Source organism: Citrobacter sp. LJND-P06 (genome assembly GCF_058188415.1).
Genome location: NZ_CP187317.1, coordinates 874,705 through 888,675 on the forward strand (window position 1 = coordinate 874,705; position 13,971 = coordinate 888,675).

Below are 13,971 nucleotides of genomic sequence, written 5' to 3' on the forward strand. Positions count from 1 at the left end.
TTGCCATACCCGGCCAACGCATCATGCGTGTTGTGGGCCCGAACAGCGTAACGCCATCAGGCTTTTTCCATTACGGTGCCGGGTAGGTATAAACCTGATGCACCGCTTCAATCTCTGCCAGCACCTCTTCGGTTAATTCCAGATGCAGACTTTCCACGTTAGTTTTTAACTGTTCCAGCGTCGTTGCGCCGAGCAGAGTGCTGGCGACAAACGGCTGACGACGGACAAAGGCCAGCGCCATTTGCGCCGGATCGAGATTATGGCGTTTTGCAATATCGACATACGCCGCGACGGCTTTTTGCGTCTGCTCGCCGCTGTAGCGCGTAAAGCGACTAAACAGTGTATGACGTGCGCCAGCCGGTTTTGCGCCATTCAGATATTTTCCGCTCAGCGTCCCAAACCCCAGACAGGAATACGCCAGCAATTCCACCCCTTCGTACTGACTGACTTCCGCCAGGCCGACTTCAAAGCTGCGGTTGATCAGGCTGTAAGGATTCTGGATGGTGACGATGCGCGGCAAATTGTGTTTATCCGCCAGATGCAGATAACGCATCACGCCGAAGGCCGTTTCGTTGGAAACGCCGATATAGCGAATTTTGCCCGCCCGCTGGAATTCGGTCAGCGCTTCCAGCGTATCAAGCAGTGAAATTACCGGCGCGGAATCTGTCCAGCTATAACCCAGTTTTCCGAAGCAGTTGGTCGGGCGCTGCGGCCAGTGAACCTGGTATAAATCGATATAATCGGTCTGTAGACGCTTGAGGCTATCGTGCAGCGCTTCGCGGATATTTTTACGATCCAGTGCCTGATGGGGGCGGATGCTGTTGTCATTGTTACGCGCTGGGCCGCTGACTTTGGTGGCGACGATAAGCTTCTCGCGGTTGCCGTGTCTGGCGAGCCAGTTACCTACGTAAGTTTCTGTTAATCCTTGGGTTTCCGGGCGAGGCGGCACCGGATACATTTCGGCAACGTCAATCAAATTGATGCCGTTAGCCACGGCATAGTCGAGCTGTGCATGTGCGTCGGCTTCGCTATTTTGTTCACCAAACGTCATTGTGCCCAGCCCCAGTGTACTTATTTCAAGCGAGCTGTGGGGTATACGGTGATATTGCATAGCCGTTTCCTTTTTATTATTACGACATAAGGACTATAAAAATGGCAGAGGGAAGGGAAAAGGGGAAGCGAAAATTCTAAAGGCCAGCAGGAGGCTGACCTCAATCTTGGGGAGGTATGTTAGCGCTCGATAATTTGGGAGACATCATCACGGTTAATTTGCATGGAGTTGCCTTGCTGATCGTGATAGCTCACCAGACCGGTATCGTCATCAATTTCGGGTTTGCCGTCGGTCAGGATCATGCGGCCATCTTTCGTTGCCATGACATAATCACTGCTACATCCAGATACAGCAAAAGCCAGTCCTACAGCGGAAATTACTACTGCCCATTTTTTCATCCATTTATCCTCGCGTGGCTTGAGTCTGATAATAGTCTAGTAATAACGCGAAGTTATGCCTGGCGAAAGCAGGAAAATCTGAAACTGTGAGGATCGGAGAGGGAAGTGAGTCTTCGCTCCTCGAAAGAGGAGCGAAGGGGTCAATCAGAGAGGATTCTTTTTATTGCGCAGCAGGTTCAGCGTCTCTACGGCAATAGAGAAGAACATGGCGAAATAAATGTACCCTTTCGGCACATGTATCTCGAAGCTTTCCAGAATCAAGGTGAAGCCCACCAGAATCAGGAAGGCGAGCGCCAGCATTTTTACCGAAGGGTGACGATCGACAAAATCACCGATTGAGCGCGCGGCGAACATCATCACACCAACAGAAATAACGACCGCCGTCATCATAATGAACAGATGATCGGAAAGGCCTACTGCGGTTATCACCGAATCCAGACTAAAGATAATGTCCAGCATCATGATCTGCACAATGGCGCCCAGGAAGGAACTCACGCGTGTTTTAAGCCCCTCCTCTTCACCCTCGATCGATTCATGGATCTCTTTGCTGGCTTTCCAGATAAGGAACAAGCCCCCCAGAAACAGAATGAGATCGCGTGCGGAAATGGCTTGCCCCATCACCTCAAACAGCGGATTAGTCAGACTGATTACCCAAGAAATTGACGCCAGTAAACCTAAACGCATCAACATGGCACCCGCCAGCCCAAGACGACGGGCGTGACTGCGTTGCGCTGTCGGGAGTTTTGCGACGACCAGAGAAAGGAAAATGATGTTGTCGATCCCGAGAACGATCTCCAGAATCGTCAGCGTACCGAGCGCAAGCCAGGCGTTAGGATCGGATACCCATGCAAATAACATCGAACAAAGTCCTGCAAAAAAAATGAAGCGGTGATTATATGCGTCTAACGCGGCAGGGGAAAGGCCAGGGCGTGCCTAATCACGCTGTATTAAAAAATGGCGCTCCAGAAGTGGGCGAGTGAAGCTTTTTTTCAGGTAGAAACCACGCGGTAACGTCAGGATTAGCTGGCCCTGCGCGCCAATAGCCTCTGTCAGCGCTTTCGCGTTGGCGGCCTTTGGTCGCAGTTGTAAAAATTCGCCATGGCGGGCGGTGATCCGCTCAACCTGGCCCAGTACGATCATGTCCATTAACTCTTCCCAGTCGAGACGTAACTGCTGCTCTTCTTCTTCATTTGGGCTCCAGAGTAGTGGCGAACCGACGCGACGCTCTGCCAGAGGGATGGATCTCTCACCCTCAACGGGTATCCACAGCACCCGCTTTAACTTGTGGCGGACGTGGCTTGTCTCCCATGTTACGCCGCTGTTTCCAGTCAGTGGCGCAACACAAACGAAAGTGGTTTCAAGAGGTCGCCCCAGACTGTCCACCGGGATGGTTTTCAGTTCCACGCCTAATTCCGCGAAATCTTGCTCTGGCTTACTGCCTGCGCTGGCACCAAGCCAAATCTCCAGCAGCACACCGATCCAGCCTTTGTCCCGTTTCAGATCCTTTGGCGTCACGATCCCTGCCAGTGCCGCCAGTTCACCCAATGTGTAGCCTGAAAGTCGCTGTGCCTGAGCCAGCAACAGAGCCTCCGATTCAGGCGGTGAAAGTAATGGGTGGAGTCCGGACATCGGGTTATCCTTTAGGTGAAAAAATGAGCAATGATTTTATACCGTGTGACCAGAGTTTATCTTTTTCCACACGCTATGTTCAATCTCATGATTTATATTGATTTTTAGTTTTCTGATCGACGAGTTGCGCAACAGAGAAATGAGTTTTCCAATTCTGGTCACTGAAAGTAAACAGGATCTTACACCATGTTATCCACAGAAAGATGGGATAACTGTGCAAAACCCTCACTACTGTTTCAATTTACAGCCTTGACGTGAGACGAAAATCGAATTTTCACACAAATTGTGCCTAACTTATTGGCACAATCTGTGGATAAAACCGACGCTGGTCGATCTTTCATCAGCCCGATGATCCTGGATGTGACACCCATCACGATTCTGTGGTTTGAGTTGCGAATATGACCGTTAACTCAATGAATATACGCGGCTATTTTTTAACGAGTTCCAGAGCTATGTTCAGATTGTTCCCAGTTTTCCCGTGGTAATTCCATACTTCTTCACAACTATATCCACAGAAAAAGTGAATAAAATCGCCTTCAGGCCCCTTCCTCTGTTTATAACTCTGTCCTTAACTGTGAGTTATTCAATTGTTATTAGAAATGTGTACGGCTAAGAGAGTGGTTTACCGTCTCCCTGTAGTGTGAAACAATCGTTCATATATAAGGTTTATGTTGAGGTAGTCCGGTGATTGATGACGATGGCTACCGCCCAAATGTAGGGATCGTAATTTGTAATCGTCAGGGGCAGGTTATGTGGGCCCGGCGGTTTGGTCAGCACTCCTGGCAATTCCCGCAAGGTGGAATCAATCCAGGAGAATCAGCAGAACAGGCGATGTACCGGGAACTGTTTGAAGAGGTAGGGTTAAGCCGCAAAGATGTGCGGATCCTTGCATCTACTCGCAACTGGTTGCGTTACAAGTTACCGAAACGTTTGGTGCGTTGGGATACGAAGCCGGTGTGTATCGGCCAGAAACAGAAATGGTTTCTACTGCAACTGATGAGCGGTGACGCGGAAATCAATATGCAAACCAGCAGCACTCCTGAGTTCGATGGTTGGCGCTGGGTGAGCTACTGGTATCCGGTTCGACAGGTGGTGTCATTTAAACGCGATGTCTACCGCAGGGTGATGAAAGAGTTCGCAAGTGTTGTGATGGCGCTTCAGGAAAGTACCCCTAAGCCGCAAAGTGCACCTGCTTATCGACGTAAAAGAGGTTAAGCCACGCAAATTATGCTCACCCGCCTGCGAGAAATAGTCGAAAAGGTGGCCAGTGCCCCGCGTCTCAATGAGGCGCTGAATATTCTGGTCACTGACATCTGTCTTGCGATGGACACAGAGGTCTGTTCGGTATATCTCGCCGACCATGACCGACGTTGTTATTACCTGATGGCGACCCGGGGGCTAAAAAAACCGCGTGGTCGCACAGTCGCGCTCGCGTTTGATGAAGGTATCGTCGGCCTGGTCGGTAGGCTGGCAGAGCCTATCAACCTTGCAGATGCGCAAAAACACCCCAGTTTTAAATATATTCCTTCCGTGAAAGAAGAGCGCTTCCGAGCGTTTTTAGGTGTGCCGATCATTCAGCGTCGGCAGCTTTTAGGCGTGCTGGTCGTACAGCAGCGTGAGCTGCGCCAGTACGATGAAAGCGAAGAGTCTTTCCTGGTGACGCTCGCCACACAAATGGCAGCCATTCTTTCCCAGTCCCAGCTCACCGCGCTGTTTGGTCAATACCGACAGACGCGAATTCGCGCGCTGCCCGCCGCACCTGGGGTGGCGATTGCTGAAGGCTGGCAGGATGCCACGTTGCCGCTGATGGAGCAGGTCTATGAAGCCTCGACGCTGGATGCCGCGCTTGAGCGAGAACGACTGACCGGGGCGCTCGAAGAAGCGGCAAATGAATTCCGCCGTTACAGCAAGCGTTTCGCCGCCGGTGCGCAGAAAGAGACGGCGGCTATCTTTGATCTTTACTCGCATCTGCTTTCGGATGCCCGACTGCGTCGGGAGCTGTTCGCCGAGGTCGACAATGGATCGGTCGCCGAGTGGGCCGTCAAAAAGATCATCGAAAAGTTCGCCGAACAGTTTGCCGCACTAACCGATGTATATCTCCAGGAACGCGCTGGCGATTTACGTGCGCTGGGTCAGCGACTGCTGTTCCATCTCGATGATTCCATTCAGGGCCCCAACGCCTGGCCTGAACGCTTTGTACTGGTGGCCGACGAACTTTCCGCGACGACGCTGGCAGAACTGCCCCAGGACAGACTGGTAGGCGTCGTCGTGCGTGACGGCGCTGCCAACTCTCATGCGGCGATAATGGTGCGTGCGCTCGGTATTCCGACCGTCATGGGCGCGGATATTCAACCGTCAGTTTTGCACCGTCGTACGCTGGTGGTTGATGGTTATCGCGGTGAATTGTTGGTGGATCCTGAACCGGTATTGATTCAGGAATATCAGCGCCTTATCAGTGAAGAGATCGAACTGAGCCGCCTGGCGGAAGATGACGTCAATCAGCCCGCGCAACTGAAAAGCGGCGAGCGGGTGAAGGTCATGCTCAACGCCGGTCTGAGTCCGGAACATGAAGAAAAACTGGGCGCCCGGATCGACGGCATTGGGCTTTATCGCACCGAAATCCCCTTCATGTTGCAAAGCGGTTTTCCCTCGGAAGAAGAGCAGGTTGCGCAGTATCAGGGCATGCTGCAAATGTTCAACGACAAACCGGTGACGCTGCGTACGCTGGATGTCGGAGCGGATAAGCAATTGCCCTACATGCCGATCAGCGAAGAAAATCCGTGTCTGGGCTGGCGTGGGATCCGCATAACGCTCGATCAACCTGAGATCTTTTTGATCCAGGTTCGCGCCATGCTGCGTGCCAATGCGGCGACCGGAAATTTAAGCATTTTGTTGCCGATGGTGACCAGCATTGATGAAGTGGATGAAGCGCGCCGCCTGATTGAACGTGCCGGACGCGAAGTGGAAGAGATGATCGGTTACGCGATCCCGAAACCGCGCATTGGCATCATGCTGGAAGTGCCTTCAATGGTGTTCATGCTGCCGCACCTGGCGAATCGGGTCGACTTTATCTCGGTGGGAACCAACGATTTAACCCAGTATATTCTGGCGGTCGATCGTAACAACACCCGGGTGGCCAGTATTTATGACAGTCTGCATCCAGGGATGCTGCGCGCGTTGGCGATGATCGCCCAGGAAGCGGAAAAAAACGGTATCGATCTGCGTCTGTGTGGCGAAATGGCGGGCGATCCCATGTGTGTCGTCATCCTGATCGGTTTAGGCTTCCGGCATTTGTCGATGAACGGCCGTTCAGTCGCACGTGTGAAATATCTGTTGCGGCATATCGAGTTTGACGAAGCGCAAACCCTTGCGCAACGTAGCCTGGAAGCGCAACTGGCGACCGAAGTACGTCATCAGGTGGCGGCATTTATGGAACGTCGCGGGATGGGAGGCTTAATTCGCGGGGGACTGTGACAGGCGTTCTGTCTCGGGGTATCGGGGGAAAATCGCCTTATCTGGCTGACAAACGGCGGTATTCTCAATAGATTGCGCTTTATCTGTCGGCCTGGTATGCGCAGCGCCATCAGGCATTCCTGAGTATGTCATTGATAGCCTATACAGATCTTTTACATCTTCCCGGCATCTCCGATGCACCCCTTGTGCTATTATTCGCACCTTTGGAGCGCCTGTAACCTTCAGGCGCGCTTATCAATCGCTGTCTGATTTCAGCGACATAACAAGAAATTGTGGTGATAGATGACCAGTAGCTATCTGCATTTTCCGGAGTTCGATCCGGTCATTTTCTCAATTGGACCCGTCGCCCTTCACTGGTACGGCATGATGTATTTGGTGGGGTTTATCTTCGCGATGTGGCTGGCGACTCGCCGTGCTAATCGTCCTGGTAGTGGCTGGACTAAAAACGAAGTTGAAAACTTACTCTATGCAGGCTTCCTTGGGGTCTTCCTCGGCGGGCGTATTGGTTATGTGCTGTTCTATAACTTCTCGCTGTTCCTGGAGAATCCGCTCTATCTGTTCCGCGTCTGGGATGGCGGTATGTCCTTCCATGGCGGTCTTATCGGCGTGATTCTGGTGATGATTATCTTCGCCAGACGCACGAAGCGCAGCTTCTTCCAGGTTTCTGATTTTATTGCACCGCTGATTCCGTTTGGTCTGGGCGCGGGGCGTCTGGGTAACTTTATCAACGGTGAGCTGTGGGGACGTGTCGACCCTAGCTTCCCGTATGCCATGTTGTTCCCGGGATCCCGTACAGAAGATATTTTGCTGCTGCAAACCAACCCGCAGTGGCAGTCCATTTTCGATACCTACGGCGCGCTGCCGCGTCATGCTTCCCAGCTTTATGAGATGGCGCTGGAAGGGATTGTGCTGTTTATCATCCTTAACCTGTTCATTCGTAAACCGCGCCCGATGGGATCCGTTTCAGGCTTATTCCTGATTGGCTATGGTGCGTTTCGTATCATCGTTGAATTTTTCCGCCAACCGGATCAGCAATTTACCGGCGCCTGGGTACAGTACATCAGCATGGGGCAGATCCTCTCTATCCCAATGATTGTCGCGGGTATCATCATGATGGTTTGGGCGTACCGTCGCAGCCCACAGCAACACGTTTCCTGAGGAACCATGAAACAGTATTTAGAACTGATGCAAAAAGTGCTGGATGAAGGCACACAGAAAAACGACCGTACAGGTACCGGAACGCTGTCCATTTTTGGTCATCAGATGCGTTTCAATCTGCAGGAAGGATTTCCGCTGGTTACGACAAAACGCTGCCATTTGCGCTCCATCATCCATGAACTGCTGTGGTTCTTACAGGGCGACACCAACGTTGCGTACCTGCATGAAAACAACGTCTCAATCTGGGACGAGTGGGCTGATGAAAACGGTAATTTAGGGCCGGTTTACGGCAAACAATGGCGGGCGTGGCCAACGCCAGATGGCCGCCATATCGACCAAATCACTACCGTGCTCAACCAGTTGAAAAACGACCCGGATTCCCGCCGTATTATTGTTTCTGCGTGGAACGTGGGCGAACTGGATAAAATGGCGCTGGCGCCGTGCCATGCCTTCTTCCAGTTTTACGTCGCGGATGGCAAGCTCTCTTGCCAGCTTTATCAACGCTCCTGCGATGTTTTCCTCGGTCTTCCGTTCAACATCGCCAGCTATGCGTTGTTGGTGCATATGATGGCGCAGCAATGCGACCTTGAAGTCGGTGACTTTGTCTGGACGGGCGGAGACACGCATTTGTACAGCAATCACATGGAACAGACGCATTTGCAACTGAGCCGTGAACCGCGTGCGTTGCCGAAGCTGGTGATTAAACGTAAGCCGGACTCTCTCTTCGATTATCGTTTCGACGACTTCGAGATTGAAGGCTACGATCCGCATCCGGGCATTAAAGCGCCGGTTGCCATCTGACGCGCTCACTCTGTCATAACCGACGCCAACGTGCGTCGGTTTTTTTTGCGTTAATTTCCCTGGTTCGACGCGGATTCCCGAAATAGTGCAACGTACTGCAACAGCGTAAACACTCCTCGTAGCGCCTCGCACCGTCTGAATTCTCCCCTCGTGTTTATTCCTCATCGTTCCATACTGCCGTCATGAAAAAACAGCAGGGTTACACGCTTATTGAAATGATGGTGACGATGCTCCTGATTGCCGTCCTCAGCGCTACGGGGCTGTATGGCTGGCAACGTTGGCAGCAACAGCAACGCCTGTGGCAAACCGCTTTTCAGGTGCGTGATTACTTGCTGCAACTGCGTGAGGACGCCAATTGGCATAACCGGGATCATGTCATCAGCATCAACAGGGAGGGCGCGTCATGGTGTTTCATCAGTTCGGTTGTCCCACAAAGCACCTGTGCATCAAAGAACGCATTCGTCTTTACGCCGTTATGGGCCGATGTCGAGATGGTGGATATAACGCCGTCACTGGCATTTTTCGGCTTACGAAACACCGCGTGGGCTGGACATATTTATCTGAGAAATGCCGCAGGCGAGTGGCGAGTGATCGTCTCCGGGATGGGACGAATCAGACTTTGCGAGCGCAATGAAGGGGATGTATGCCGGTAAACGAGCGGGGTTTTTCCCTCCTGGAAGTGATGATCGCCATGGCGATAAGCAGCATTTTACTGATGGGGGCGGCCAGGTTTTTACCTGCGTTGCAGCGTGAGATTTTGTACAACACGCGCAAGCTTTCGCTGGAGGATGAACTCTGGCAGCGCGTCTATACCGTGGCAAAGCATCTACAGCGAGCGGGATACTGCCATGGAAAATGCGCCGGTGTTGGGCTGGTGATTACCGCGCAAGGGGACTGCGTCATTGCGCAGTGGGATGCAAACAATAACGGCGTCTGGGACGCGTTACCGGTTAAAGATGCTGAGCAAACGGGATTTCGTTTAAAAGACAAGGCGCTTGAAACATTGCGCGGGGCGACGTCATGCGAAGGTAAAGGGTGGGATAAAATGACCGATCCTGAGACTCTCCTGGTAACGACATTTCAGGTTGAACGCCAGCAAATAGCGGGTTTTTCGCCGATCCTCACTGTTCATCTTCGGGGGGCGACTACATCGGAACCCCGGATAGCGATTGAGGCTGATTACAGCGTCACGGGGTTCAATCAGTGAACCGTGAACAGGGCGTATCGTCGCTGGCAATGGTGCTGTTGCTGCTGATCCTGGGGAGTTTGATGCTCCAGGGGATGAATCAACAGCAGGTCAGTTTCACGAACCGTGTCGCGATGGAAAGTCAGTCATTACAACGCCAGGTCGTTGTGCAGTCAGCGATGGAGTGGGGGCGAGTACAGCCCTGGCTGCTGCAACCCACGGTACAGTGCCGGGCGTATTTGTCGACGCAAGCGCGCGTTTGTCTGCGTGTGCTTTCCGATGATGAACTCTTGCTGATTGCACAATATGAAGACGTTTCCCTTTGGCGTCTTGGAAACGTTGAGGAGAGGCGCCTGGTCTTTTCTTCGCAGGGCTGGAGTGATTTTTGTCCATTAAACAAGGTATTTCTATGTCAGATACCCTGAATACACAACGCGGTTTTAGCTTGCCGGAAGTGATGCTGGCGCTGCTTTTAATGGTGATGGTCGTTACGGCGCTGTCAGGCTATCAGCGTGAATTAATGAACGGCTTTGCCGTTAAAAGTCAGTATCAGCAGCTTTGGCGAAACGGCTGGCAGCAAACGGCGTTGCGTTCATTTTCACCGCCTGAGAACTGGCAGGTCAGCCGAATGCAGACAACATCGGCGGGATGTGTCAGCATCAGCAGTAAACTTATTTCTCCCCTGGGCAGACAAGGCCAAATGACGCGCTTACATTGCCCAACAAGTCAGTAGCCAGGAGTTTCTATGTTAAGGGTCTACCACTCTAATCGTCTGGACGTGCTGGAAGAGTTGATGGAATTTATCGTCGAGCGCGAGCGTCTGAACGATCCGTTTGAGCCGGAGATGATACTGGTGCAGAGCACCGGTATGGCGCAGTGGCTACAGATGACCCTTTCACAGAAATTTGGTATCGCCGCCAATATTGATTTTCCGCTGCCGGCGAGTTTTATCTGGGATATGTTCGTGCGCGTACTGCCGGAGATCCCCAAAGAAAGCGCCTTTAGCAAGCAAAGCATGAGTTGGAAGTTAATGACCTTGCTGCCGAAGTTGCTGCATCAGGATGACTTTGCCTTACTGCGCAACTACCTGATTGACGACACAGACAAACGCAAGCTGTTTCAGCTTTCTTCTCGCGCTGCGGATCTGTTTGACCAGTATCTGGTCTACCGCCCGGACTGGCTCACGCACTGGGAAGCGGGGCGTTTAGTTGAAGGGCTGGGAGAAGCTCAAATCTGGCAAGCGCCTCTGTGGAAGGCGCTGGTCGAGTACACAGAAGAACTGGGGCAGCCTCGCTGGCATCGCGCCAATCTCTATCAGCGTTTTATTCAGACGCTGGAAAACGCAGCAACCTGCCCGGCGGGATTACCGTCGCGCGTCTTTATTTGTGGTATTTCCGCGTTGCCGCCCGTGTATCTTCAGGCGTTACAGGCGCTGGGTAAACATATCGAAATTCACCTGTTGTTTACCAACCCCTGTCGCTACTACTGGGGCGATATCAAAGATCCGGCGTATCTGGCAAAGCTGATGGCTCGCCAGCGTCGTCACAGCTTTGAAGACCGCCATTTGCCGCTATTTCGCGACGGTCAAAACGCAGAGGGATTATTTAACAGCGACGGCGAACAGGACGTGGGGAATCCCCTGTTAGCGTCATGGGGAAAACTGGGGCGGGATTATATTTATCTGCTTTCTGAGCTGGACAGCGCGCAGGAGCTGGATGCGTTCGTTGATATCACGCCGGACAATCTGCTGCATAACATTCAGTCAGACATCCTTGAGTTAGAAAGCCACGCGGTGGCTGGGGTGAATCTTGACGAGTATTCCCGTAGCGACAATAAACGACTGCTCGACCCGAACGACAACAGCGTGAGTTTTCACGTTTGCCACAGTCCGCAACGAGAAGTTGAAATATTGCATGACCGACTGCTTACCATGCTGGAAGCAGACCCCACGCTGACGCCGCGGGACATTATTGTGATGGTGGCGGACATCGACAGCTACAGTCCGTTTATTCAGTCGGTGTTCGGCAGCGCGCCTGCTGAACGCTATTTGCCTTATGCTATTTCGGATCGTCGCGCCCGTCAGTCGCACCCGGTTTTGCAGGCATTTATCAGTCTGCTTTCGTTACCGGACAGCCGCTTTGTCTCTGAAGATGTACTGGCATTGCTGGATGTCCCTGTTCTGGCTGCCCGTTTTAATATCAATGAAGAAGGACTGCGTTATCTTCGCCTGTGGGTCAATGAGTCGGGAATTCGTTGGGGAATTGATGATGACAACGTCCGCGAGTTAGCGCTACCCGCCACCGGCCAGCACACCTGGCAATTTGGTTTGACACGCATGTTGCTGGGATACGCCATGGAAAGTGCGCAGGGAGAGTGGCAGTCGGTGCTTCCGTATGACGAATCCAGCGGTTTGATTGCCGAGCTGGTAGGTCATCTGGCCTCGTTACTGATGCAGTTAAATATCTGGCGTCGGGAGCTGGCGCAAGAACGTCCTCTGGACGCCTGGCTGCCGGTTTGCCGTAACATGCTGAATGATTTTTTCCAGCCAGACACGGAAACAGAAGCCGCAATGACGCTCATTGAGCAACAGTGGCAGGCGATGATTTCTGAGGGCGTTGGCGCTGAGTATGCCGACGCAGTACCGCTGACGCTACTGCGTGATGAGCTGGCGCAACGATTAGATCAGGAACGCATCAGCCAGCGTTTTCTCGCCGGGCCGGTGAATATCTGTACGCTCATGCCTATGCGTTCTATTCCTTTCAAAGTGGTGTGCCTGCTCGGTATGAACGACGGAGTATACCCCCGACAGTTGGCGCCCCTCGGTTTTGATCTGATGAATCAGAAACCGAAACGCGGGGATCGCAGCCGTCGTGACGACGATCGCTACCTGTTTCTTGAGGCGCTGATCTCCGCGCAGCAGACACTCTACATCAGCTACATTGGGCGTTCCATTCAGGATAACAGCGAACGATTCCCGTCAGTATTGGTTCAGGAGTTGATGGATTACATCGGGCAAAGTCACTATTTGCCTGGCGATGCGTTACTGACCTCTGATGAGAGCGAGGCGCGTGTAAAAGCGCATATCGTTCACCTGCATACCCGTATGCCTTTTGATGCGCAAAACTATCTGCCTGGTGAGTGGCAAAGTTATGCCCGTGAATGGCTGCCAGCGGCAAATCAGGCCGGGGAGGCGCATGCTAATTTTGTACAGCCTATCTCCTATGTCATGCCTGAAACACTCACACTGGAAGCGCTGCAGCGGTTCTGGGCGCATCCGGTACGCGCGTTTTTCCAGATGCGCCTGCAGGTGAATTTCCGCTCCGAAGAGAGCGATATTCCTGAAACCGAGCCGTTCACCCTCGAAGGATTAAGCCGTTACCAGCTCAATCAGCAATTGCTTAACGCCCTGGTGCAGGAGGAGGACGCCGAACGCCTGTTTCGCCGATTCCGCGCAGCAGGAGATCTGCCCTATGGCGCGTTTGGCGAGATCCTCTGGGATACGCAACATCAGGAAATGCAAGGCCTTGCACAGAGAGTCATCGCCTGTCGCCAGCCATGTCAGAGCATGGAAATCGATCTCATCTGTAACGGCGTACACCTGACCGGTTGGCTACCGCAAGTACAGGAGGATGGGTTGTTGCGTTGGCGTCCATCATTAATCAGCGTCGCTCAGGGAATGCAACTTTGGCTGGAACATCTTGTCTATTGTGCGTGCGGAGGAACCGGGGAGAGTCGTTTATTCCTGCGTAAAGAAGGGGAATGGCGTTTTCCGCCGATGGAGGCCGGGCAGGCGCAGGGTTACCTGGCGCAGTTGATTGACGGTTATCGGGCAGGCATGTCTTCCCCGCTCTTCGTGCTACCTGAAAGCGGAGGCGCATGGATAAAAACCTGTTACGACGCGGCAAATGATGCCATGGTAGATGACGACGACACGCTGCAAAAAGCCAGGGCTAAGTTTTTGCAGGCGTACGAAGGCAACGTGATGGTGCGTGGCGAAGGGGATGACATCTGGTATCAGCGCCTGTGGCGTCATCTGGAACCAGACACCATGGAAGCCATTATCCAGACGTCGCAGCACTATTTATTACCGTTATTTCGTTTTAATCAGTCTCGATGATTGTATAAAAATTGCGCAATTGAGAGTCTTCTACTATCATGCGTTTTCTGTCACGGACTGATTTTTACATTAAGAGAGGCTGACGGGTTCAGCACAAAGTCTTTGCCCTGTTCAAAAACATGTCCTCGTGGCGTGGGGTACGAGCAGGAATGAAAGT

At 52.6% G+C, this 13,971-nt stretch carries 13 protein-coding genes; 9 read left to right on the top strand and 4 right to left on the bottom strand.

The features are described 5' to 3' along the window. Window positions 1–70: 70 nt before the first annotated feature. The 4 genes from ACO7SM_RS04195 to mutH form a co-directional block, all read right to left on the bottom strand. Window positions 71–1,111, bottom strand: coding sequence for an NADP(H)-dependent aldo-keto reductase (locus ACO7SM_RS04195; RefSeq protein WP_490469819.1), 1,041 nt, complete (start codon window positions 1,109–1,111; stop codon window positions 71–73). Window positions 1,112–1,230: 119 nt separating this feature from the next. Then, the gene (gene ygdR, locus ACO7SM_RS04200) at window positions 1,231–1,449 is read right to left on the bottom strand and encodes a lipoprotein YgdR (RefSeq protein ID WP_490469820.1); all 219 of its coding nucleotides are present in this window, start codon (window positions 1,447–1,449) and stop codon (window positions 1,231–1,233) included. A gap of 144 nt (window positions 1,450–1,593) precedes the next feature. After that, window positions 1,594–2,307: a TerC family protein gene (locus ACO7SM_RS04205; protein WP_192613333.1), complete on the bottom strand. Its 714-nt coding sequence runs from the start codon at window positions 2,305–2,307 to the stop codon at window positions 1,594–1,596. Between the two features lie 75 nt (window positions 2,308–2,382). Then, window positions 2,383–3,078, bottom strand: a complete 696-nt coding sequence (mutH, locus tag ACO7SM_RS04210) for a DNA mismatch repair endonuclease MutH (RefSeq protein WP_490469821.1) — start codon at window positions 3,076–3,078, stop codon at window positions 2,383–2,385. Window positions 3,079–3,762: 684 nt separating this feature from the next. On the opposite strand from mutH, the gene rppH reads away from it, so the two are divergent. The 9 genes from rppH to recC all read left to right on the top strand — a co-directional run bounded on the left by rppH (window position 3,763) and on the right by recC (window position 13,814). Continuing rightward, on the top strand, window positions 3,763–4,293 hold the full coding sequence (rppH, locus tag ACO7SM_RS04215; protein WP_162381426.1) for an RNA pyrophosphohydrolase: 531 nt from the start codon (window positions 3,763–3,765) through the stop codon (window positions 4,291–4,293). Between the two features lie 12 nt (window positions 4,294–4,305). Then, the gene (ptsP, locus tag ACO7SM_RS04220; protein ID WP_490469822.1) at window positions 4,306–6,552 is read left to right on the top strand and encodes a phosphoenolpyruvate--protein phosphotransferase; all 2,247 of its coding nucleotides are present in this window, start codon (window positions 4,306–4,308) and stop codon (window positions 6,550–6,552) included. Between the two features lie 282 nt (window positions 6,553–6,834). Beyond that, window positions 6,835–7,710, top strand: a complete 876-nt coding sequence (gene lgt, locus ACO7SM_RS04225; protein WP_490469823.1) for a prolipoprotein diacylglyceryl transferase — start codon at window positions 6,835–6,837, stop codon at window positions 7,708–7,710. 6 nt (window positions 7,711–7,716) lie between these two features. After that, window positions 7,717–8,511, top strand: a complete 795-nt coding sequence (thyA, locus tag ACO7SM_RS04230) for a thymidylate synthase (protein ID WP_301699444.1) — start codon at window positions 7,717–7,719, stop codon at window positions 8,509–8,511. A gap of 182 nt (window positions 8,512–8,693) precedes the next feature. Further along, window positions 8,694–9,164, top strand: a complete 471-nt coding sequence (locus ACO7SM_RS04235) for a prepilin peptidase-dependent protein (RefSeq protein WP_490469824.1) — start codon at window positions 8,694–8,696, stop codon at window positions 9,162–9,164. Beyond that, window positions 9,155–9,718 carry a prepilin peptidase-dependent protein gene (locus ACO7SM_RS04240; RefSeq protein ID WP_490469825.1) on the top strand — a complete coding sequence of 188 codons (564 nt, stop codon included), beginning with the start codon at window positions 9,155–9,157 and terminating at the stop codon, window positions 9,716–9,718. The genes ACO7SM_RS04235 and ACO7SM_RS04240 overlap by 10 nt, the downstream gene beginning before the upstream one ends. Continuing rightward, on the top strand, window positions 9,715–10,122 hold the full coding sequence (locus ACO7SM_RS04245) for a DUF2509 family protein (RefSeq protein ID WP_490469826.1): 408 nt from the start codon (window positions 9,715–9,717) through the stop codon (window positions 10,120–10,122). The genes ACO7SM_RS04240 and ACO7SM_RS04245 overlap by 4 nt, the downstream gene beginning before the upstream one ends. Then, the gene (locus ACO7SM_RS04250) at window positions 10,107–10,430 is read left to right on the top strand and encodes a prepilin-type N-terminal cleavage/methylation domain-containing protein (protein ID WP_490469827.1); all 324 of its coding nucleotides are present in this window, start codon (window positions 10,107–10,109) and stop codon (window positions 10,428–10,430) included. The genes ACO7SM_RS04245 and ACO7SM_RS04250 overlap by 16 nt, the downstream gene beginning before the upstream one ends. A 12-nt stretch (window positions 10,431–10,442) precedes the next feature. Further along, window positions 10,443–13,814, top strand: coding sequence for an exodeoxyribonuclease V subunit gamma (gene recC, locus ACO7SM_RS04255; RefSeq protein ID WP_490469828.1), 3,372 nt, complete (start codon window positions 10,443–10,445; stop codon window positions 13,812–13,814). Window positions 13,815–13,971 lie beyond the last annotated feature (157 nt).

Coding starts and splice junctions, on each gene's coding strand:
- ACO7SM_RS04195 (WP_490469819.1), bottom strand. CDS start 1,111: ATGCAATATCACCGTATACCCCACAGCTCGCTTGAAATAAGTACACTG.
- ygdR (WP_490469820.1), bottom strand. CDS start 1,449: ATGAAAAAATGGGCAGTAGTAATTTCCGCTGTAGGACTGGCTTTTGCT.
- ACO7SM_RS04205 (WP_192613333.1), bottom strand. CDS start 2,307: ATGTTATTTGCATGGGTATCCGATCCTAACGCCTGGCTTGCGCTCGGT.
- mutH (WP_490469821.1), bottom strand. CDS start 3,078: ATGTCCGGACTCCACCCATTACTTTCACCGCCTGAATCGGAGGCTCTG.
- ptsP (WP_490469822.1), top strand. CDS start 4,306: ATGCTCACCCGCCTGCGAGAAATAGTCGAAAAGGTGGCCAGTGCCCCG.
- lgt (WP_490469823.1), top strand. CDS start 6,835: ATGACCAGTAGCTATCTGCATTTTCCGGAGTTCGATCCGGTCATTTTC.
- thyA (WP_301699444.1), top strand. CDS start 7,717: ATGAAACAGTATTTAGAACTGATGCAAAAAGTGCTGGATGAAGGCACA.
- ACO7SM_RS04235 (WP_490469824.1), top strand. CDS start 8,694: ATGAAAAAACAGCAGGGTTACACGCTTATTGAAATGATGGTGACGATG.
- ACO7SM_RS04240 (WP_490469825.1), top strand. CDS start 9,155: ATGCCGGTAAACGAGCGGGGTTTTTCCCTCCTGGAAGTGATGATCGCC.
- ACO7SM_RS04250 (WP_490469827.1), top strand. CDS start 10,107: ATGTCAGATACCCTGAATACACAACGCGGTTTTAGCTTGCCGGAAGTG.
- recC (WP_490469828.1), top strand. CDS start 10,443: ATGTTAAGGGTCTACCACTCTAATCGTCTGGACGTGCTGGAAGAGTTG.